18 protein-coding genes are annotated in these 21,353 nt (G+C 71.1%); 15 read left to right on the forward strand and 3 right to left on the reverse strand.

The window, feature by feature from the left end; all coding sequences use genetic code 11:
* The 7 genes from rlmN (at position 1) to ACTVCO_RS08085 (ending at position 8,420) form a co-directional block, all read left to right on the forward strand.
* Complete coding sequence (gene rlmN, locus ACTVCO_RS08055; RefSeq protein ID WP_443727874.1) at positions 1–1,134, forward strand: 23S rRNA (adenine(2503)-C(2))-methyltransferase RlmN; 1,134 nt, start codon at positions 1–3, stop codon at positions 1,132–1,134.
* Positions 1,131–1,694, forward strand: a complete 564-nt coding sequence (locus tag ACTVCO_RS08060; protein ID WP_443727875.1) for a DivIVA domain-containing protein — start codon at positions 1,131–1,133, stop codon at positions 1,692–1,694. Before rlmN ends, ACTVCO_RS08060 begins: the two co-directional genes overlap by 4 nt.
* 23 nt (positions 1,695–1,717) lie before the next feature.
* On the forward strand, positions 1,718–2,866 hold the full coding sequence (gene dxr / locus ACTVCO_RS08065) for a 1-deoxy-D-xylulose-5-phosphate reductoisomerase (protein WP_443727876.1): 1,149 nt from the start codon (positions 1,718–1,720) through the stop codon (positions 2,864–2,866).
* A 46-nt stretch (positions 2,867–2,912) separates the two neighbouring features.
* Positions 2,913–4,232, forward strand: coding sequence for a M50 family metallopeptidase (locus tag ACTVCO_RS08070; protein WP_443727877.1), 1,320 nt, complete (start codon positions 2,913–2,915; stop codon positions 4,230–4,232).
* 121 nt (positions 4,233–4,353) lie between these two features.
* A complete protein-coding gene (gene ispG / locus ACTVCO_RS08075) occupies positions 4,354–5,517 on the forward strand; it encodes a flavodoxin-dependent (E)-4-hydroxy-3-methylbut-2-enyl-diphosphate synthase (protein WP_443727878.1) in 1,164 nt (387 codons plus the stop codon).
* Positions 5,518–5,624: 107 nt separating this feature from the next.
* Positions 5,625–6,575: a GNAT family N-acetyltransferase gene (locus tag ACTVCO_RS08080; RefSeq protein ID WP_443727879.1), complete on the forward strand. Its 951-nt coding sequence runs from the start codon at positions 5,625–5,627 to the stop codon at positions 6,573–6,575.
* A 63-nt stretch (positions 6,576–6,638) separates the two neighbouring features.
* Entirely contained in the window at positions 6,639–8,420 is a 1,782-nt protein-coding gene (locus ACTVCO_RS08085) for a proline--tRNA ligase (RefSeq protein ID WP_443727880.1), read from the forward strand.
* A gap of 124 nt (positions 8,421–8,544) precedes the next feature.
* Here the strand turns inward: ACTVCO_RS08085 and ACTVCO_RS08090 are convergent, their stop codons facing one another.
* On the reverse strand, positions 8,545–9,381 hold the full coding sequence (locus ACTVCO_RS08090; RefSeq protein WP_443727881.1) for an ABC transporter permease: 837 nt from the start codon (positions 9,379–9,381) through the stop codon (positions 8,545–8,547).
* The gene (locus ACTVCO_RS08095; protein ID WP_443727882.1) at positions 9,378–10,328 is read right to left on the reverse strand and encodes an ATP-binding cassette domain-containing protein; all 951 of its coding nucleotides are present in this window, start codon (positions 10,326–10,328) and stop codon (positions 9,378–9,380) included. The genes ACTVCO_RS08090 and ACTVCO_RS08095 overlap by 4 nt, the downstream gene beginning before the upstream one ends.
* 173 nt (positions 10,329–10,501) lie before the next feature.
* Between ACTVCO_RS08095 and ACTVCO_RS08100 the strand changes: the two genes are divergently transcribed.
* Together ACTVCO_RS08100 and ACTVCO_RS08105 are read left to right on the forward strand one after the other, a co-directional pair.
* Positions 10,502–11,749: a sensor histidine kinase gene (locus ACTVCO_RS08100; RefSeq protein WP_443727883.1), complete on the forward strand. Its 1,248-nt coding sequence runs from the start codon at positions 10,502–10,504 to the stop codon at positions 11,747–11,749.
* Positions 11,746–12,405 carry a response regulator gene (locus ACTVCO_RS08105; RefSeq protein ID WP_443727884.1) on the forward strand — a complete coding sequence of 220 codons (660 nt, stop codon included), beginning with the start codon at positions 11,746–11,748 and terminating at the stop codon, positions 12,403–12,405. The genes ACTVCO_RS08100 and ACTVCO_RS08105 overlap by 4 nt, the downstream gene beginning before the upstream one ends.
* 60 nt (positions 12,406–12,465) lie before the next feature.
* Here the strand turns inward: ACTVCO_RS08105 and ACTVCO_RS08110 are convergent, their stop codons facing one another.
* Entirely contained in the window at positions 12,466–13,461 is a 996-nt protein-coding gene (locus tag ACTVCO_RS08110) for a DUF4439 domain-containing protein (RefSeq protein ID WP_443727885.1), read from the reverse strand.
* Positions 13,462–13,653: 192 nt separating this feature from the next.
* Here ACTVCO_RS08110 and rimP point away from each other — a divergent pair, with 192 nt between their 5' ends.
* The 6 genes from rimP (at position 13,654) to ACTVCO_RS08140 (ending at position 21,274) form a co-directional block, all read left to right on the forward strand.
* Positions 13,654–14,169, forward strand: coding sequence for a ribosome maturation factor RimP (gene rimP, locus ACTVCO_RS08115; protein WP_443727886.1), 516 nt, complete (start codon positions 13,654–13,656; stop codon positions 14,167–14,169).
* A gap of 3 nt (positions 14,170–14,172) precedes the next feature.
* Entirely contained in the window at positions 14,173–15,249 is a 1,077-nt protein-coding gene (gene nusA, locus ACTVCO_RS08120) for a transcription termination factor NusA (protein ID WP_443727887.1), read from the forward strand.
* Positions 15,227–15,601, forward strand: coding sequence for a YlxR family protein (locus ACTVCO_RS08125; protein WP_443727932.1), 375 nt, complete (start codon positions 15,227–15,229; stop codon positions 15,599–15,601). The genes nusA and ACTVCO_RS08125 overlap by 23 nt, the downstream gene beginning before the upstream one ends.
* Positions 15,602–15,740: 139 nt before the next feature.
* A complete protein-coding gene (gene infB, locus ACTVCO_RS08130) occupies positions 15,741–18,596 on the forward strand; it encodes a translation initiation factor IF-2 (RefSeq protein WP_443727888.1) in 2,856 nt (951 codons plus the stop codon).
* Between the two features lie 116 nt (positions 18,597–18,712).
* Entirely contained in the window at positions 18,713–19,150 is a 438-nt protein-coding gene (rbfA, locus tag ACTVCO_RS08135) for a 30S ribosome-binding factor RbfA (RefSeq protein WP_443727889.1), read from the forward strand.
* A gap of 135 nt (positions 19,151–19,285) precedes the next feature.
* Positions 19,286–21,274 carry a bifunctional riboflavin kinase/FAD synthetase gene (locus ACTVCO_RS08140; RefSeq protein WP_443727890.1) on the forward strand — a complete coding sequence of 663 codons (1,989 nt, stop codon included), beginning with the start codon at positions 19,286–19,288 and terminating at the stop codon, positions 21,272–21,274.
* Positions 21,275–21,353 lie beyond the last annotated feature (79 nt).

The raw sequence follows: 21,353 nt of genomic DNA on the forward strand, positions 1-21,353 counted from the left end.
ATGTCTGACCGCCGCGTCCCCGTGACGCTCGACCTCTCAACCCCCGCAGCGGGGCGACGTGGCAAGCCGCCGCGTCACTTCGCCGACCTCACGCCCGACGAGCGTCTCGAGGTCGTCGCGGAGGTGGGCGAGAAGCCGTTCCGAGCCAAGCAGATCGGTCAGCACTACTACGGGCACCTCACGGCGGACCCCGCAGAGATGAGCGACCTTCCGGCCGCCACGCGCGACCGTCTCGCCGAAGCCTTCTTCCCGCCGCTCCTGCGCAGCACGCGCGTGATGAAGGCGGACGGCGGCACGACCGTCAAGACGCTCTGGCGCATGTTCGACCAAGCACGTGTCGAGTCCGTCCTCATGCGCTACCCCAATCGTTCGACCCTGTGCGTCTCGAGCCAGGCGGGCTGCGGCATGGCGTGCCCGTTCTGCGCGACGGGCCAGCTGGGCCTCACGCGGAACCTGTCGACGGCTGAGATCGTCGAGCAGGTCCGCGAGGCTGCGCGCTCGCTCAGCCTCGGCGAGGTGCCAGGTGGGCCTGGTCGTCTGACGAACCTCGTGTTCATGGGCATGGGGGAGCCGCTCGCGAACTACAAGGCGGTCATGGGCACGATCCGTCAGCTCGTCGCTCCGGTCCCTGACGGCATGGGTATGTCGGCCCGGAACATCACGGTCTCGACCGTCGGGCTCGTTCCCGCGATGAAGCGCCTCGCGCAGGAGGGGCTGCCGCTCACCCTCGCGCTCTCGCTCCACGCGCCGGACGACGAGCTGCGCTCCGAGCTCGTGCCCGTGAACACGCGCTGGTCGGTCGACGAGACCCTCGACGCTGCGCGCGCCTACTACGAGGTCACGGGCAGGCGTGTGAGCATCGAGTACGCACTCATCCGCGACATCAACGACCACGCGTGGCGAGCGGACCTGCTGGGCAAGAAGCTCAATGCGCGCGGTCATGGCTGGGTGCATGCCAACCCGATTCCTCTCAACCCCACCCCCGGCTCGAAGTGGACCGCGAGCGATCCGGCCGTCGAGGAAGAGTTCGTGGCACGCCTGCGCGGCCACGGCATCCCGACGACGATCCGTGACACGCGCGGCTCGGACATCGACGGGGCGTGCGGCCAGCTCGCAGCCGAGGAGGCCTCATGACCGGAACGTTCCCGATGACCACCGGACTTCGCCGGGGGTATGCGGTGGCCGACGTCGACGCGCTGTTCACACGTGCGCGCTCCGAGTACGAGAGCGCAGCAGCCCCGGGGACGACGACGCTCGACGCCGCGGCGATCCACCGCGTCGCGTTCCCCGTCGTCCGCCGCAACGCCTACGAGACGTCTGCGGTCGATTCTGCGCTCGACCGGCTCGAGGGAGCGTTCGTCGCGCGCGAGCGCGCCGAGTTCGTCGCTGCGCACGGCCAGCAGGCCTGGATGGCTGAGCTCGCCGAGAAGGCCCGCACCCTCTACGGGCGCCTCGGGCGGCCCGACGGCGAGCGGTTCGCTCCCGGTCGCCGCGGCGAGGCGTCGTACGACGCCGACGACGTCGACGCACTCTGCACGCGGCTCATCGGTTACTTCGATCGCGGTGAGGCGCTGACGAGCAGCGAGGTACGTGAAGCCCGCTTCCGCACGCGTCGTGGACGCGACGGCTATGCGGTCGGGCCCGTCGACGCGTTCCTCACCCGCGCCGTCGAGGTGCTGCTGGGGGTCGAGTGACCTCGGCGCCCCGAACGCTCACGGTGCTCGGTTCGACAGGTTCGATCGGCACGCAGGCGCTCGACGTCATCGCACGGCACCCTGGCGCGTTCCGGGTGCGCGCGCTCGCCGCCGGTGGCTCCGACATCGAGCTGCTTGCGCGGCAGGTCCGCGAGACGCGGCCCGAGGTCGTGGCCGTGGCTGTCGCGTCGGGCCGCGACGCCCTCGCTTCCGCGCTCGGCAACGATGCCCGCGGCGTGGAGATCCTTGCCGGGCCGGACGCCGCAACCACGGTGGCCGGGCTCGGCGCGGACGTCGTCCTCAACGGCATCACAGGTTCGGTCGGCCTCGAGCCGACTCTGACGGCGCTCAAGGCCGACTCCGTCCTCGCGCTCGCCAACAAGGAGTCGCTCGTCGTCGGCGGCGCGCTCGTCACGGATGCGATCCGACGCGCGGACCAGCTCGTCCCCGTGGACTCGGAGCACTCCGCGATCGCTCAGTCGCTGCGCGGCGGGCGTCGCGACGAGGTCCGTCGGCTCATCCTCACCGCGTCAGGCGGTCCCTTCCGCGGCTGGACCCGCGAGCAGATGGCGTCGGTGACGGCCGAGCAGGCGCTCGCGCACCCGACGTGGTCGATGGGGCCGGTCGTCACCGTGAACTCGGCGTCGATGATGAACAAGGGCCTCGAGCTCATCGAGGCCCACCTGCTCTTCGCGGTCCCGGTCCCTGACATCACGGTCGTCGTCCATCCGCAGTCGATCGTGCACTCGATGGTCGAGTTCCACGACGGATCGACGATCGCCCAGGCCTCGCCCCCGGACATGCGGATCCCGATCGCGCTGGGTCTCACGTGGCCTGAACGCGTCGCGGACGTCGCGCCCGCGTGCGACTGGACGCAGGCGAGCGAGTGGACGTTCGAGCCTCTCGACGAGGCGACGTTCTCGGCCGTACGCCTTGCCCGCGAGGTTCTGGGCGCCTCGGCGACGCACCCCGCGGTCCTCAACGCGGTCAACGAGGAGTGTGTCGACGCGTTCCTCGCGGGACGCATCGGCTTCCTCGACATCGTCGCGACGGTCGAGCGTGTCCTCGACGAGCACGACGGCCCCGGCGACTCCCACCTCACTCCCAGCCTCGTGCTCGAGACTGAGGCGTGGGCGCGTGCACGTGCCCACGAGCTGCTTGCGCGCGCCTAGCGCGCACTGACCTGGCCCCCGGGCCGTCGAAAGGGAGGGGACCCTCATGGGCTACGCCGTCGGCGTCCTCGTGTTCGTCGTCGGCATGGTCGTCTCGATCGCGCTCCACGAGGTGGGGCACATGCTGCCCGCCAAACGGTTTGGTGTGCGCGTGAGCCAGTTCATGGTGGGGTTCGGGTCGACAATCCGCTCGTGGACCCGCGGCGAGACCGAGTACGGCTTCAAGTGGATCCCGCTCGGCGGGTATGTGCGGCTCGTCGGCATGTATGCGCCGGCGCGTCCGCCTGCCGAGGGTCGGGCTCCGCGCCGCGGCCGCTTCGAAGAGATGGCGGCGGACGCGCGCGAGGTCTCGGCCGAGGAGATCCGGCCGGGCGAGGAGGCGCGCGCCTTCTACAACTTGTCGGCGCCCAAGAAGCTCATCGTCATGCTCGGCGGGCCGGTGATGAACCTGCTCATCGCGGCTGTCCTCCTGGGGATCGTCACGCTGGGGTGGGGCACGGCGAGCGCGACATCGACGCTCGCTGCGGTCGTGCCGTGCGCCCCGGCGACGACGGCGGTCACGGACTCGTGCGCGGCGGGGGCTCCGGGGTCGCCGGCTGCGGCGGCGGGGCTCGAGCCTGGGGACCGCATCCTCGAGTACGGCGGTGAGCCGGTCGACGGCTGGACCGAGCTCACGGACCAGATCGCGGCCGTCGGTTCGCGGCCGACGGTCGTCACGATCGAGCGGGCCGGGCAGCGGATGACGCTCGACCTCACGCCGGTCGATCTCACCCGGACGGTCGTCGATGCGGCGGGCGCTCCCGTGCGCGGGTCGGACGGTTCCGACGCCACCGTCACCTCGACGTACGTCGGCATCCAGCCGACGATCGACAGGTCTCGCTCGCTCGCGCCGGTTCCTTCCCAGCTGTGGGCCCAGGTGTCGGGGACCGCGAGCATCGTCGTCACCCTGCCCGGGCAGGTGTGGGACGTCGGCCGCACGCTCGTCACGGGAGGGGAGCGGTCGGCCGAGTCCGTCATGAGCATCGTGGGTGTCGGCCGCGTCGCGGGCGAGGTCGGCACGATGGGTGGTGACGAGGTGGGGATCGGCGACCGGGTTGCCGTCTGGCTCTCGCTCCTTGCGAGCCTCAACATCGCGCTCTTCGTCTTCAACCTCGTTCCGCTGCTGCCGCTCGACGGTGGGCACGTCGTCGGCGCCCTGTACGAGGGTGCCCGCCGCCAGATCGCGCGCCTGCGTGGGCGTCCTGACCCGGGCCCCGCCGACACCGCTCGGATGATGCCGGTCGCGTACGGGGTCTTCGTCCTGCTCGTCGGGATGAGCGTCCTGCTCATCGTCGCGGACGTCATCAGACCCGTGACGATCGGCTAGCGGCGCGCCGACCGTCGGCGCGCCCCCGTGCGGGTGACGTGCGCCACCGTGTCTGCGTGGGAATGGTGCACGTGGCCCCGGCGGTGTCCCACGGACGGTCCGGACGGGGGATACTGGCGGGGTGAGCGTACCGATCAGTCTTGGCATGCCAGCGGTCAAGGAAGCACCCGCCGTTCTGGCCCCCCGTCGACCCACCCGTCGCATCAACGTCGGCTCCGTGCCGGTCGGGGGCGGCGCCCCGATCTCGGTCCAGTCGATGACGACGACGCCGACGACCGACATCAACGCGACGCTTCAGCAGATCGCTGAGCTCACGGCCTCGGGGTGCGACATCGTGCGTGTCGCGTGCCCCTCGCAGGACGACGCTGACGCGCTGCCGATCATCGCGAAAAAGTCGCAGATCCCGGTGATCGCAGACATCCACTTCCAGCCGAAGTACGTCTTCGCTGCGATCGATGCGGGCTGTGCGGCTGTCCGCGTCAACCCGGGCAACATCCGGAAGTTCGACGACCAGGTCAAGCAGATCGCGCGTGCCGCGAAGGATGCCGGAACGTCGATCCGCATCGGCGTCAACGCAGGGTCGCTCGACCCTCGCCTGCTGGAGAAGTACGGCAAGGCCACCCCTGAGGCTCTCGTCGAGTCCGCCGTGTGGGAGGCGTCGCTCTTCGAGGAGCACGACTTCCACGACTTCAAGATCTCCGTCAAGCACAATGACCCCGTCGTCATGGTGCGGGCCTACGAGCTGCTCTCCGAGCGTGGCGACTGGCCGCTGCACCTCGGCGTGACCGAGGCCGGCCCTGCGTTCCAAGGCACGATCAAGTCGGCGACGGCCTTCGGCGCGTTGCTGAGCAAGGGCATCGGCGACACGATCCGCGTCTCGCTGTCCGCGCCTCCGGTCGAGGAGGTCAAGGTCGGCATCCAGATCCTGCAGTCGCTCGGCCTCAAGGAACGCAAGCTTGAGATCGTCTCGTGCCCGTCGTGCGGGCGCGCACAGGTGGACGTCTACACGCTCGCCGAGCAGGTGACGGCGGGACTCGAGGGCCTTGAGGTGCCGCTGCGCGTCGCCGTCATGGGCTGCGTCGTCAACGGACCGGGCGAGGCCCGGGAGGCCGATCTCGGTGTGGCCTCGGGCAATGGCAAGGGCCAGATCTTCGTCAAGGGCAAGGTCATCAAGACGGTCCCCGAGCACGCGATCGTCGAGACCCTCATCGAGGAGGCCATGCGCATCGCCGAGTCGATGGAGCCCGTCGAGGGTGGCGCCCCGTCTGTGAGCGTCGGCCGCTGACGTCTGAGAGCTGTGAGCCGAGCCCGGCGGGGAACCCCGCCGGGCTCGGTGCTTCCCCTGCCAGTGACCGGTCGTGGCCGAGCCCGCCGGTGGGGGAGAATCGCCTCATGGGACGGTGGTTCCGCGGCCAGAGCGTCGCGCACAGCACGGGCGTCCGCGCCCTGACCGACGCGGACGTTCCCCGCGCCCTTGCGCTGTGCGCCCTTGATCCTGTGGCCTCCGTCCTCGCTGCCTCGCGGCTGCGCCTGGCGGCATCGGGCGGTCTCGCCGTGACTGGCAGCCAGGGCTGGGTCTACCCGGCGTCGGGCGAGCCGCGTGCGCTGTGCTGGGTCGGGGCGAACGTCGTTCCCGTCCTGGGGGAGTGCGTCGGCGCCGAGGCTGAGGCTGCGCTCGATGCGTTCGCGGTCGAGCTGCGCCGAGGGGGCCGTCGGGCGTCTTCGATCGTGGGCCCTGCTCCGTATGCGCTCGGCCTGTGGGACCGCCTCGGGGCGACGTGGGGGCCCGCGCGCGAGGTCCGTCCGGTGCAGCCCTCCCTTGCGATCGATCGCCTCCCGGATGTTGACCCGGACCCGGAGGTGCGGCTCGCGTCGCCTGCCGAGCTCGCCGTCCTGCTGCCGGCAAGCGTCGCGATGTTCCTCGAAGAGGTCGGGTACTCGCCCCTCGGAGCCGCACCGGGCGCGTACATCGAGCGCGTGCGTTCGCTTGCGCAGCAGGGGCGCACGTTCGTGCGTACCGCGCCGGGAGCGCGAGTCGATGCGCAGGAGGCGCGGCTCGGGCTCGAGGCGTTCGCGACCCTTCCTGCGCGCGAGCACGTCGTCTTCAAGGCTGAGCTGGGTGCGATCGCTGGCCCAATCGCCCAGGTTCAGGGGGTGTGGGTGACCCCGACGCGACGGGGGGCAGGGATTGCGGCTCCCGCCATGGCGGCTGTCGTCGTCGGCGCGCTCGAGCGGCATCCCGTCATCTCGCTCTACGTCAACGACTTCAACGAGCGTGCGGTCGCGACCTACCGCCGTGTGGGGTTCGAACAGGTCGGCACGTTCGCGACGATCCTGTTCTGAGACGTGCCCGGGTGCGGCGGTGAGCGCACGGGACGTGCGCGCAGCGGCGGTAGGATCAGTCCCATGCTCCTGCGGATGTCGACGCTGTTCCTGCGCACGCTGCGCGAAGATCCTGCCGACGCGGAGGTCGCGAGCCACCGGCTCCTCGTCCGCGCGGGCTACATCCGCCGGGCGGCCCCCGGCATCTACACGTGGCTCCCGCTCGGCCTGCGCGTCCTCGCGAAGGTCGAGGCGGTCGTGCGTGAGGAGATGATCGCCTCGGGCGCGCAAGAGGTGCACTTCCCGGCGCTCCTGCCGCGCGAGCCCTATGAGGCGACGGGCCGTTGGACCGAGTACGGGCCCAACCTCTTCCGCCTCCAGGACCGCAAGGACGCCGACTACCTTCTCGCGCCCACGCACGAGGAGATGTTCACGCTCCTCGTCAAGGACCTGTACTCCTCGTACAAGGACCTGCCGCTCACGCTGTTCCAGGTGCAGACGAAGTACCGCGACGAGGCGCGTCCGCGCGCCGGCCTCATCCGCGGCCGCGAGTTCATCATGAAGGACGCCTACTCGTTCGACATGGACGACGCGGGTCTTGATGCCTCCTACCAGGCACAGCGTGACGCGTACGAGCGGATCTTCACGCGCCTCGGCCTCGAGTACGTCATCGTTGCGGCCACCGCGGGCGCGATGGGCGGTTCGCGCTCCGAGGAGTTCCTCTCGCCCAGCCCGATCGGTGAGGACACGTTCGTCCGCACGGCCGGCGGCTACGCCGCCAACGTCGAGGCCGTGGTCACGCCCGTGCCCGCCGCGCTCGACTACTCCGACGTTCCGGCTCCCGCGGTCGTCGCGACGCCGGGGGCGTCGTCGATCGAGGACCTCGTGGCCTTCCTCGACGTGCACCACGCGCGGACCGACGGCCGTGCGTGGTCGGCTGCCGACACCCTGAAGAACGTCGTCCTCGCCCTCACCCACCCAGGCGGTGAGCGTGAGGTTGTCGTCGTGGGCATCCCCGGCGACCGCGACATCGATCTCAAGCGCGCTGAGGCAGCGTTCGCGCCCGCCGAGATCGAGCCCGCGACGGACGCGGACTTCGCCAAGAACCCGACGCTCGTCAAGGGCTTCATCGGGCCGCAGGTTCTCGGACGCGCCCAGACGGGCAACGAGGACGCGATCCGTTACCTCGTCGACCCCCGCGTCGTCACCGGCACCCGTTGGGTGACGGGCGCGAGCACGCCCGACGCCCATGTCGTCGACCTCGTCGCGGACCGCGACTTCGTGGCCGACGGCGTCGTCGAGGCCGCCGACGTGCGCCCGGGCGACGTCGCTCCCGACGGCTCGGGCGAGCTCGAGTTCGCGCGCGGCATCGAGATCGGTCACATCTTCCAGCTGGGCCGCAAGTACGCGGACTCGCTCGGCCTCAAGGTCCTCGACGTCAACGGCAAGCAGGTGACCGTGACGATGGGCTCCTACGGCATCGGCGTCACCCGCGTCCTGGCTGCCCTCGCTGAGGCAAACCATGACGACAAGGGCCTGGCATGGCCTGCGCACGTCGCCCCCGCGCACGTGCACGTGGTTGCGACGGGCAAGGACGCTGCCGTCTTCGAGACTGCGGGCCGCATCGCCGACGACCTGTCGGCGCGCGGCATCGAAGTTCTCTACGACGACCGTCCCAAGGTGTCGCCGGGCGTGAAGTTCGCCGACGCCGAGCTGCTCGGCGTGCCGCTGCTCGTCGTTGTCGGTCGCGGTCTGGCTGACGGCGTCGTCGAGCTGCGTCCGCGAGCGGGCGAGGCCGAGCAGATCGCGGTCGAGACCGCGGTCGAGAGTGTCGCGACGCGTGTCGCGGAGCTCCTCGCGCGCTGAACGAGGTGCCCCCGGGCTCCGGCGGGTGCGTGCGCTGCGCGAGACGCAGCAGAAGCTGAGCACGACAACGGAGGGTCCCGCACGCAGCGCGTGCGGGACCCTCCGTCGTCGTGCTCGGGCGTCGCTAGGCGCGTTCGCGGTCGAGCTCGCGGCGGTAGCCGAGTGCCGTGAGGACGGTGCAGAGCGCTCCCCAGCCGATGACGACGGCGAGGTTGAGCACGGTCGAGTCGCTCGCCGTCGCACCGAACAGCGAGATGTCGTCGGCCGGGGCCATGGCGCCCCACGCGAGCTGACCGAAGTGGTGGGTGGGGAGCCACGGCGCGACGCCCTGCAGAACCTCGGGCAGCTGCGAGGCCGGGAAGAAGAACCCGGAGAGGAACGACAGGGGCAAGAAGACGAGGTTGACGATCGTCGAGACCGCGCGCGGCCGTGCCCAGTAGGCGATCGCGGAGCCCATGGGTGAGAAGCACACGGTCCCGAGCAGGAGCACGCCTGTCGTCGCGAGGAGTCGTCCCGGAGAGAAGTTCGCAGACCCTGCGGTCTGGGCGAGGAGCGCGATGCCGATGATCGTCAGTGCGGAGTAGAAGAGCGACAGCGCGAGCTTGCCGCCGAAGTACACGCTCATCGGCATCGGGGTCGCGCGCAGGCGGCGCAGCCAGCCCTGCTGGCGCTCCTCGGCGAGGTCGGCGCCGAAAGTGAAGAGCGCCTGGGAGACGATTCCGTAGCAGGCGAAGGAGACGAAGAGGAGGGCGACGACGCTCGTCCCGCCCGGGAGGGTCTGGCCCGAGTTGGGCAGGCCGAACATCGTGAAGAGAATGACCGGAAGGACGACGACGCCGACGACGTACTCCGGGACGCGCTTGTAGCGCAGAACCTCGGCGCGCACCTGGGCGCCGAGAGCCCCGAGAGGGCCGGGGCCGGCGTACGCCTCGGGGGAACGAACGTGTTCGATCGTGCTCATCGCAAGGCCTCCTCGGCCGACGTCGGTCCGGTCGTGCTCGGCGCGACCCGGTCGTGCGGGTGATCAGCCCCCGTGAGGGCGAAGAATGCGTCCTCGAGGCTCGCCTCGTTCACCTCGAGCTCGGTGACCTCGGCACCCGAGGCGAGGAGCGCGCGGAGCGCGGGCACGGCGTCGGCGACATGGAGCGCGACTCGGCGCGTGGTGCCGCCCGGGTCCTCGAACGTGCGCAGGCCGGGCAGCGCGGCGAGCGTGTGCGCAGCGGCGTCGGTCGTCGCCTTGATCGTCGAGCCTTCGACGATGCGACGGATCTCGGCCGGCGTTCCGTCGGCGATGATCCGGCCGTGATCGATGACGACGACGCGGCTTGCCGTGCCCGCGACCTCGGCGAGGTTGTGGCTCGTGTAGAGGATCGTGCGGCCGAGCGCCGCGAACGCGCGCACGTGCTCCCACAGGTCGCCGCGGGCGGCGACGTCGAGGGCGGCGGTGGGTTCGTCGAGGTAGAGCACGTCGGGGTCGCCGACGAGCGCGACGGCGAAGGACAGGCGTTGACGTTGTCCGCCCGAGAGCTGCGAGACGCGTTGGTGTGCCTGGGCGGTGAGGTCGGCGCGGCCCAGGGCGAGCGCCGTCGGGATGCGGGTGGGGTGGTACGAGCCGACGAGGTCGACGACCTCTGCGGCCGTGAGCGAGCCGGGGGCGTCGGTGTCCTGGAGCATGGCGCCGACGCGGGCCCGGACCGCCTTGTCCGTCGGGGACCCGCCGAGCACGCGGATGGTTCCTGCTGTCGGGGTGCGCATCCCGAGGAGCATCTCGATCGTCGTGGTCTTGCCGGCGCCGTTGGGCCCGAGCACTGCGACAACCTCGCCCGGGTCGATGACGAGGTCGATCCCGTCGACGGCGACGACGTCACCGAAGGTGCGTCGTAGGCCCCGTGCCTCGATCGCGTGCATAGTTCCTCCTGACTCGGGCCGCGAGGCGACCGCTGGGGCGGGACATCCCCGCCGGGCTTCACCCTACGAGGGTGACGGTGCTGGTCACAGTGCCGTCCGTCATGCCTGTCGTGTGCGCGACCCATGACTGATGGCACGGGTCGGCGCTCGTGCGGGTCCGTAGGCTGGGGCGCGTGACGGGAGACATGCAGGGACCTCGTGAGGGGCACGACGTGGACCTCGTGCCCGACGGAGCGGGGCGGGAGCGGCGTGAGGGAGTGCGCGGCGTCCTGCTGTCCGTCGCAGGCACGGGCGCCTACCTCATGCCTGCGGTTGCCGCCCTCCTGCCCGGCGCCGGGAGCGGGACGCCCCTGTGGTGGTGCGCCTACCTCGTCGGGCTCGCGGCCTTCGTCCTCCTGGCCATCGTGGGGTGCGAGCGAGCGCTGACGGTCCACGTGGCCGCGTTCGTGCTCGTGGGTGCTGCGGCCGCCGTCTACCTGCTCGACGCTGGGGACGGTGTGGGGGGAGTGCCGCTCGTCGTCGCCGCCGCGACCGTGGGCCTCACGCTCCCGTGGCACTGGGTCGTGGTGACGTGTGTGGCGAGCGTCGCCGTCATCGCGGTCGGCAACCTCCGTGAGCAGGACGTGACGGCGTACGCCGTCATCCTCACGACGATGTACGCGGGGCTCGTGCTGTTCGCCGCGACGACGGGCTACTCGTCGGCCGCCGAGCGGCGGCTGCGCGAGCGTCACGCGCACGCCCTCGCAGAGCTCACGGTGACGCACCGAGCCCTCCAGGAGGCGCGCGATGACCTTGCCGAGGCGTCCCGCGCGGCTGAGCGCCTGCGCATCTCGCGGGAGCTGCACGACTTGGTCGGGCACCAGCTTGCCGGGCTCGCGGTGCACCTCGAGGTGGCTGCGCACCTCACCGAGGGGCAGGCGCAGTCGCACGTGGAGGCGGCTCGCGGCGCCGCCAAGTCGCTTCTTGCTGACGTCCGGACCGTGGTGGCCACGCTGCGCGACGATGCCCCGACCGATCTGGGAGCCGCTCTCGCGGCCGTGGCTGACGCGGTCCCTCATCCGCGGGTCGTCCTTGTCGCAGAGGGCGTCGACGTGCTCGAGCCGGCCTACGCCCATGTGGTGCTGCGCTGTGTCCAGGAGGCGGTGACGAACGCTGTGCGACACGCCCAGGCCGAACGCGTCGACGTCCGTGTGCGCGTGAGTCCGACGCACGTGCACCTCGCGGTGCGTGATGACGGGCGTGGCGCGCCCTCGCTCGTGGAGGGCCACGGATTGCGCGGGATGCGCGAGCGTGTGACCGCACTCGGTGGGAGCGTCGCGATCGAGCCGGGATCAGCGGGGCCGGGGAGCCCCGGCCTCGGTGTGCTCGTCCGCGTCGAGATTCCCCTCGGTGGGGCTCGCTCGGGCGGAGCGGGAACGTGAGCGGGCCCGTGCGCGTCGTGCTCGCCGACGACCAGACGCTCGTGCGCCGCGGGCTTGCGGCGCTCCTCGGACTCGCTGAGGGCATCGAGATCGTCGGGGAGGCGTCCGACGGACGTGAGGCACTCGAGGTCGTCGCGGCGACGCAGCCCGACGTCCTGCTCCTCGACCTGCGGATGCCCGTCCTCGACGGGCTGGGGACGCTCGAGGCGCTCGCGCTCGCGGGGCACCGCCCCGCGGTCCTCGTCCTCACGACGTTCGACGACGACGATCTCGTGCTCGCCGCGCTGCGGGCGGGCGCACGGGGCTATCTCCTCAAGGACGTCACGCTCGACGAGGTCGTTGAGGGCGTCCACACGCTTGCGCGCGGTGAGCGCCTTGTGCAGCCCGCCGTGACGGCACGCGTGCTTGACAGGCTCGCCGCCGCTCCGCTCGCGGAGCCTCGCCCTGCTGGGCCTGGGATCTCGATGACGCCGCGCGAGACGGAGGTTCTCCGGCTGCTCGCGGCCGGCTGGTCGAACCGTGAGATCGCGCGAGGGCTCCACCTGGCGGAGGGCACGGTGAAGAACCATGTCTCGGCGATCATGCTCAAGCTGGGTGTGCGGGACCGGACCCGTGCCGTGGTGCGCGCTCTCGACCTCGGGCTCGTCGGGCGCTGAGTCTCGGAGCAGCTGGTTCCTCAGTCCGGGAACCCCGTCGTCGGGCCGGGTGCGGGCGGCTCAGTCCGTGGCTGGTGCGAGCTCCGGCATGCCGGGGAACGGGACCCGCGAGGCACCCCACGTGAGTGCGCTCGACCACGTGTCGGCGGCGAGGTCGAGCGTGGCAGCGCGCGACTGCGGCGGGACGACGGCCAGCAGGGTGACGAGGTCTGCGGTGAGCGCAGTCTCGGCCTCGGCCACACGAGCGGTCCGAGGCTCGTCGGTCGCGATGCCGTCGGGCAGCGCGTAGGCCACGCGCCGTGGGTCCTCGGGGGTGGCGTCGACACCTGCGACGCGAGCCCAGTCGTCGGCGCGCTCCCGGTGGATCGCGGCGCGTGACAACGCGGCGGCCCGGCGCGGGTCCTCGAGACGTGAGGCGAGGACCTCGAGCATGTAGCCCGCGGAGTCCTCAGCGACGACGAGCGCGAGCAGGTCGGATGCCGGGACGCCGTCGAGCTCGGCTGGGACGGCAGGAACCGGGGTGAACTCCGTCTCGGGCTGCTCGGCGTCAGCCGCGGCAGCCAGCGCCCGTGCTGCGGCGAGGTGCGCGATGCTGAGCGAGCCGGTGAGCCGTGCGAAACCGGGGTCCTCGGCCGTCTCGAGGCCCGCGCGAGCTCGCGACGCAGCCTGAGCAAGGACCTCGATCGTGGCGGGTACGTCGGTCCCCGCGGGTGTACCTGTCGGGGCTGGTGCGGGGGAGCCGTCGGGACCGACGAGTCCCGACGCGTAGACGCCACCGAGCTGCGTCTCCTGGGAGTCGGCCGCTGCTGCCACCTCGGCGAGGATCGCTGCGGGACGCTTGGCGGCCTTGGCCGTGGCCGCCTGAGCCGTGGCACGGACGTCGAGCACGTCGGTCACGGCGGCTCGGCGTGCGGCCTCGACGGAGGTGAGGGACGGCTCGCTCGGCGGTGGGGTCTCGAGCCGCACGCTGCAGCCGGTGAGCGCGAGCACGACAAGGAGCGACGCCGCCGTACGACGGGTGCGGCGCGGAGAGGCGGGGCGAGAAGACGTGTCCATCGCTGCCGATCATGCCACGCGGGACCGTGCGGTTCCGGCCGCGCTCGCCGTGGCGCGTGAGGCACGTCGCACGAGGTCGACGGCGCAGTGCCGCGTGCGGGCGCCCACCACCGGATAGGCTGTGGGTGCGCGCACAACATCACACCGGTCGTTCGTCAGGTGCGAGTGCGCCTGGATCGACAGGAGACACACATGGCATCCCAGCATGAGGACCTCGCTGCGGCTGTGACCGCTGCGATCGCCGGCGCGGTCGGCGCCGCTGACCTCTTCCTCGAGGACGTCACGATCTCGGGGCCCGTGACGCGCAGCGTCGTGCGCGTCACGGTCGACCTGGGCGAGGACGAGGTCGGTTCGCTCCCGCTCGAGCGGCTTGCCGATGTCTCGCGTGCGGTGTCCGAGGCCCTTGACGCCTCTGACGTCCTGCCGCACGCCTATCAGCTCGAGGTGTCGTCGCCCGGCGCGACCCGCACGCTCACGGACGCGCGCCACTTCCGTCGTGCTCGGACCCGGCTCGTCCGCGTCGAGATGCGCGACGGCACAGAGATTCTTGGTCGGCTCACCGACGTCGAGGGCGACGCGCTCGTGCTTGACGGTGAGGCCGGCGTGACCCACCGCCCGCTGCTTGCTGATGTGCGCCGCGGCCGTGTCGAGCTCGAGATGCGTCGCATCGACGAGGTCGACCTGGGCGACGACGACGTGGAGGACTGACCGATGGATATTGACATGACCGCGCTGCGGATGCTCGAGAGCGAGCGGGAGATCCCGCTCGACGTCTTGGTGTCCGCGATCGAGGAGGCCCTTCGCTCGGCCTACCTGCGCACGCCCGACGCATACGCGCACGCCCGTGTCTCGGTCGACCGCCGCAGCGGACGCGTCACCGTGCTCGCTCGCGAGGAGATCGTCACGCAGGTTCCGGTCGAGGCCGACCCCGAGGACCCGGAGTCCGAGCCGACGACGCGGACGCTGCGTGAGCTCGGCCCCGAGTTCGACCACACGCCGTCTGGCTTCGGCCGGGTCGCGACCGCGACTGCGCGTCAGGTGATCGTCCAGCGTCTGCGTGACGCCGAGGACGAGCAGGTGCTGGGTCAGTTCCGCGACAAGGAGGGCGAGCTCCTCGGTGGCGTCATCCAGCAGGGTCGCGACTCGCGCGTCGTGCTCGTCGACGTCGGGGGTACCGAGGCTGTTCTGCCGCAGCACGAGCAGGTGCCGACCGAGCGGTACGTCCACGGGGAGCGGCTGCGCTCGTTCGTCGTCGAGGTGACCCGCGGGCTCAAGGGTGCGCAGATCGTGCTCTCGCGCACGCACCCCGGGCTCGTGCGCCGCCTCTTCGAGATGGAGGTTCCCGAGGTCGCTGACGGGACGGTCGAGATCCTCGCGATCGCTCGCGAAGCTGGTCACCGCACGAAGATCGCGGTGCGGTCGACGGTTGCGGGGGTCAACGCAAAGGGTGCGTGCATCGGCCCGATGGGCCAGCGTGTGCGCGCCGTCATGGCCGAGCTTCACGGCGAGAAGATCGACATCGTCGACTGGGCCGACGACCCGGCGTCGTTCGTCGCGAACGCCCTCTCGCCCGCGAAGGTCGTCTCGGTCGAGGTCGTCGACCTCGCGGCGCGTGCCGCGCGCGTCATCGTGCCGGACTACCAGCTGTCGCTCGCCATCGGCAAGGAGGGACAGAACGCACGTCTCGCCGCGAAGCTCACGGGCTGGCGCATCGATATCCGCTCCGACGGTGGTGTCGACGACGTGGCCGATGGCGCGCCTGCCGATGCCGACGGTGAGGCGCGCTAGACTGGTCGACGTGCGATCTCGCGCCGTGCCTGACGCACCCCACCCACAGACACCCGTGACTCCGACGCCGAACGCCCTCGTGGCGACGCGGACGGGGCCGGTTCGAACCTGCGTGGGGTGTCGAAGGAAGGACGCGCGAGACGCGCTCGTCCGCCTCGTCGTGGACGTTGCGCCCGGCGCGACCCCCAGGGTCGTGGTCGATGTGCGGCGGTCACTCCCGGGGCGGGGCGCGTGGGTCCATCCGGACCCGCATTGTCACGAGCTTGCCGAGAAGCGGCGGGCCGTGGTGCGTGCGCTGCGGATCGATTCGGCAGTAGAGCATGCATGGCAAGGAAACGCTGGACGCGCGTGACCACCCGGTCACTCACGGTCAGGACTTCACCAAGGAAAGCGGGTCAGAGGCCGATGGGCACCCGATGAGTACTCAGCGATGAGCCCCCAGCACTAAGACGGTCCCTCCCTGTCCGGGGTGGGGCCCAGACAGGAGAGATGTGGCAAAGATCCGCGTATACGAGCTCGCTAAGGAGCTCGGTGTGGAGAGCAAGGAGCTCATGACGAAGCTCACCGAGATGGGTGAGTTCGTCCGGTCGGCATCGTCGACCATTGAAGCGCCGGTCGTGCGTCGCATTCGCGACGCCGTTCCGGCCAAGGCCCCCGAGGCTCCCGCCGACGCACCCAAGGCGCCCGCCAAGCGTGCTGCGGCACCGAAGGCACCTGCGAAGGCAGCCGAAGCCCCCGCGGAGCAGGCACCCGCCCCCGCGGCCCAGGCTCCGGCCCCCGCAGCACCCGCCCCCGCGGCACCGGCACCCGCCGCTCCTGCGGCACCCGCCCCGGCGGCCCCTGCGGCACCCGCCCCTGCGGCACCGGCGACCGAGGCCGCCGCGGCCCCGCGTCCTGGCGCCCCGCGTCCCGGACCGGCCGCTGAGCGTCCGGCGCGGACCCCGCGTCCGGGCAACAACCCCTTCGCACCGAGCCAGGGCATGCCGCGCGGCGATCGCGCAGGTGGCCCCCGTCCGGGCAACAACCCCTTCGCACCGAGCCAGGGCATGCCCCGTCCCGGTGCGCGTCCCGCCCCCGCGGCGGACGCTGCCGCGACGGGCGAGCGCACGGGCGGTCCTCGCCCCGGCGCACCCCGTCCTGGCGCACCCCGTCCTGGCGCCCCGCGTCCGGGCGGAGCCCGTCCTAACCCCGGCATGATGCCCGGCAAGACCCAGCTGGGTCGCCCCGGTCCGGGCGCTGCTGCAGGCGGCGGCGGTCGTCCCGGCGGTGCTGGCGGCGGTCGCGGCGGCTACGGCGGCGGCGGTGGCGGCGCAGGTCGTCCCGGCGGCGGCGCTCCTGGCGCGGGTGGCGGCGGTTTCGCCGGTCGCCCCGGTGGTGGCGGCGGTCGTCCCGGTGGTGCCGGTCGTGGCAGCACCCAGGGTGCTTTTGGGCGCGCCGGTGGCCGCCCCGTGCGCGGACGGAAGTCGAAGCGCGCGAAGCGTCAGGAATTTGAGCAGATGCAGGCGCCGTCGCTTGGCGGCGTGCAGGTTCCCCGCGGCGACGGCTCGACCATCGTCCGTCTGCGTCACGGCTCCTCGCTCAATGACTTCGCCGACAAGATCGATGCGAACCCCGCATCGCTCGTGACCGTCCTCTTCCACCTGGGAGAGATGGCCACCGCGACGCAGTCGCTCGACGAAGACACGTTCGGCTCGCTCGGCCAGGAGCTCGGGTACGTCATCGAGATGGTCTCTGCCGAGGAGGAGGACCGCGAACTGCTCGAGGCCTTCGACATCGACCTTGAGGCTGAGCTCGAGGGTGAGTCCGACGAGGACCTCGTCGCACGTCCGCCCGTCGTCACCGTCATGGGTCACGTCGACCACGGCAAGACGCGTCTTCTCGACGCGATCCGCCGGACCGACGTCGTCTCGGGCGAGGCCGGCGGCATCACGCAGCACATCGGTGCCTACCAGGTGCGGCGTGAGCACGAGGGCATCGACCGTGCGCTGACCTTCATCGACACCCCGGGTCACGAGGCCTTCACGGCCATGCGTGCACGTGGTGCCGAGGTCACGGACATCGCGATCCTCGTCGTCGCAGCCGATGACGGTGTCATGCCGCAGACGGTCGAGGCGCTCAACCACGCGCAGGCGGCCGGCGTGCCGATCGTCGTCGCGGTCAACAAGATCGACAAGGAGACGGCGAACCCCGCCAAGATCCGCCAGCAGCTCACCGAGTACAACCTCGTGGCTGAGGAGTACGGCGGCGACACGATGTTCGTCGACGTCTCTGCTCGTCAGAACCTCAACATCGACGCGCTCATCGAGGCCGTGCTGCTCACGGCTGACGCGTCGCTCGACATGCGTGCGAACCCGAACAAGGACGCACGTGGTGTCGCGATCGAGGCGAACCTCGACAAGGGCCGCGGTGCGGTCGCGACCGTCCTCGTCCAGCAGGGAACGCTTCACGTCGGCGACGCGATCGTCGCGGGCACGGCCTACGGCCGCGTGCGTGCGATGTTCGACGAGCACGGTGGCAGCGTCGAGGAGGCGACCCCGTCGCGTCCGGTGCAGGTCCTGGGTCTCACCTCGGTCCCGCGTGCCGGCGACTCGTTCCTCGTCGCGTCCGACGACCGTACGGCTCGCCAGATCGCCGAGAAGCGTGCGGCTGCCGAGCGCGCCGCGACGCTCGCCAAGCGCCGCAAGCGCATCAGCCTCGAGGACTTCACGAAGGCCCTCGAGCTCGGCAAGGTCGAGACGCTCAACCTCGTCATCAAGGGTGACGTCTCCGGTGCCGTCGAGGCGCTCGAGGACTCGTTGCTCAAGATCGACGTGGGCGACGAGGTCCAGCTGCGTGTCATCCACCGCGGTGTCGGTGCGATCACGCAGAACGACGTCAACCTCGCGACGGTCGACAACGCCGTCATCATCGGCTTCAACGTCCGTACTGCGGAGCGCGTTGCCGAGATGGCTGACCGCGAGGGTGTCGAGATCAAGTTCTACTCGGTCATCTACCAGGCGATCGACGACGTCGAGGCGGCCATGAAGGGCCTCCTCAAGCCGGAGTACGAGGAGGTGCAGCTGGGCACCGCGGAGATCCGCGAGGTCTTCCGCTCCTCCAAGTTCGGCAACATCGCCGGTGCCCTCGTCCGTTCGGGCATCATTCGCCGCAACACGAAGGCGCGCGTCCTGCGCGGGGGCGTCGTCGTGGGGGACAACCTCACGATCGAGTCGCTCAAGCGTTTCAAGGACGACGCGACCGAGGTCCGCGAGGGCTACGAGTGCGGTATCGGTCTGGGCTCGTTCAACGACCTGCAGGTCGATGACGTTGTCGAGACCTGGGAGATGCGCGAGAAGCCTCGCGCGTAACCTTCCGGCGGGAGCACCGGTGCCGTCAGGGCACCGGTGCTCCCGCGTCCCGGTCCTCAGTGACCGGACGTTCAAGAGCTGGGCCGCCCTCGTGACGGCCGTGATGGGAGACGCACATGTCTGACAGCCCCCGCGCACGTAAGGTCGCCGACCGCATCAAGGAGGTCGTCGCGCGCATGCTCGACACGCGGATCAAGGACCCGCGTCTCGGCTTCGTGACGATCACCGACGTCCGCGTGACCGGTGACCTGCAGTCCGCCTCGATCTTCTACACGGTTCTCGGTGACGAGGACGCTCGGACGGGGTCGGCGGCCGCTCTCAGGAGCGCGACCGGCATCATCCGTTCCGAGGTGGGTAAGCAGCTGGGTACCCGGCTGACGCCGACGATCGAGTTCCACCTCGACGCTGTTCCCGAGACGGCGGCGCACCTCGAGGCCGCCCTCGAGGAGGCGCGCCGTCGTGACGCCGAGCTTGAGAAGACGCGCCGCGGCGCGAGCTTCGCGGGTGAAGCGGACCCGTACCGCCGTCCTGAGGACGACGACGACGAGGCCTGATCTTTCTCACGCCGCACGGGCACGGAGCTTGGGCTCCGTGCCCGTGCGGCGTTCTCGTCGGCGTGCTGTCCGTCACGTGGCCGCGCCGCCGTGCGCGGCCAATGGCTGCGGGGCGCGCTGATACCGTTGGCCGACGTGACCCCCCGTGCTCCCCGACGCCCCGACGCCCGTGCTTGGCCGCCCGCCGCGGACGGCGTCGTCATTGTCGACAAACCAGCCGGGATGACGAGTCACGACGTCGTGGCCAAGATGCGTTGGCTCGCACGGACGCGCAAGGTCGGGCACGCGGGCACGCTCGATCCCATGGCGACGGGTGTGCTGGTCCTCGGGGTGGGGCGTGCGACGCGCGTGCTGACGTATCTCGTCGGGGCGGACAAGGAGTACGTGACGACCATCCGGCTCGGGCAGAGCACGTCGACGGACGACGCGCAGGGTGACATCACGGCGACGACTGATGCGGCGCACGTGACCGGTGAGGCGCTGCGCGCGGCTGCAGCGGGGCTGACCGGTGACATCGAGCAGGTACCCAGCACCGTCTCGGCGATCAAGGTCGACGGGCGACGCGCGTACGACCTCGCGCGCGCGGGCGAGGAGGTCGAGCTCAAGGCGCGTCCCGTGACGGTTGCGCGGTTCGACGTGGGTGAGCCCCGGGTCGTCGTGGTCGACGGTGCACGCGTCGTCGATGTCGAAGCGACCGTCGAGTGCTCGTCGGGCACGTACGTGCGTGCGTTGGCACGTGACCTGGGCGCGGCGCTCGGGGTGGGCGCGCACCTCACGGCGCTGCGGCGGACCCGCGTGGGCGGTGTCCGCGTCGAGGACGCGCACGCGCTCGACGCGCTCGTGGCACGCGCCGAGGTTGACCACCTGCCGGTGCCGACGGTCGAGTCTGCGCTCGCTCTGGAGGGCACGATGCCCCAGCACGTGCTTGACCCCGCGGAGGCCCTCGCGGTCGTGCACGGGCGGCGTGCTGAGCGCGGCCTGACGACGGCGGCGAAGGTTGCGGGGGTGGACCCCGACGGGCGCCTCGTCGCGGTTCTTGAGCGGACGGGCGCGTGGCTCAAGCCGGTCACGGTGTTCATGACGCCGGACGAGGTCGGCCCGGTCCCTGAGGAGGCTGCGACGCCCGCGACGCCCGCGAACGTTGCGGCCGGCTCTGACGTGCCCGTGTGGCGCTCGTACGCGGAGGTTCCCGCCGATCTGGGCCCGACGGTCGTGACGATCGGCAACTTCGATGGGGTGCACCTGGGCCACCAGGAGGTTCTCGGTGTCGTCGTCGACCGTGCGCGCGCGACGGGTGCCGCTGCCGTGGCGGTGACGTTCACCCCGCACCCGCGTGCTGTCCACGCGCCGCAGGAGCCGCTGCGACTTGTCACGAGTACGCAGCAGAGGTACGAGCTGCTGGTTGCTGCGGGTCTCGACGGGGTGCTCGAGCTTGACTATTCGCTCGAGCTCGCCGCCCAGACTCCACGCGAGTTCGTCGAGACGTGCTTCGTGCGGGGGTTGCGCGCGAGCGTCGTCGTCGTCGGACAGGACGTGCGTCTGGGCGCGGGCAACTCGGGCAACCTCGAGACGTTGGTCGCGCTCGGGGCCGAGCACGGCTTCGAGGTCGTCACGGTGACGGATCGCGGTGTGGCCGGGGGACGATGGTCGTCGACCGCGGCGCGCCGGCTTCTCGACGAGGGTGATGTCGCCCGTGCTGCGAAGATCCTCGGCCGTCCGCACCGGCTGCGTGCCGAGGTCGTTCACGGTGACGCGCGCGGTCGGACGATCGGTTTTCCGACTGCGAACCTCTCGCAGGAGGTCGAGGGCCTGGTGCCCGCCGACGGCGTCTACGCCGGGTGGCTGCTGAGGAGCGGGTCCGGGCGCGATGCCCGTCTGCCGGCGGCCGTGTCGATCGGGACGAACCCCACGTTCGACGGAACGCAGCGCCGGGTTGAGGCGTACGTGCTCGATCGGACGGACCTCGACCTCTACGGCGAGGTCGTCGCTCTTGATCTTGTTGCGCACCTGCGGCCGACGTTGCGCTTCGATTCGGTGGACACGCTCGTGACGCAGATGAATCGTGATGTGGCGCGTGTGCGCGAGCTGCTCGCGGCGCCCGGGGGTGACCCTCAGGCGGGCTGACCTCGCTCGATGGTGAGGAGCGTCGTGGGGGGAGTGACGTCCGGCCTCGTTCGTGGTCGGGCCGGCCGTTCAGATGTGA

It is taken from the genome of Sanguibacter sp. A247, assembly GCF_052324925.1.
Taxonomy (GTDB): Bacteria; Actinomycetota; Actinomycetes; order Actinomycetales; family Cellulomonadaceae; genus Flavimobilis.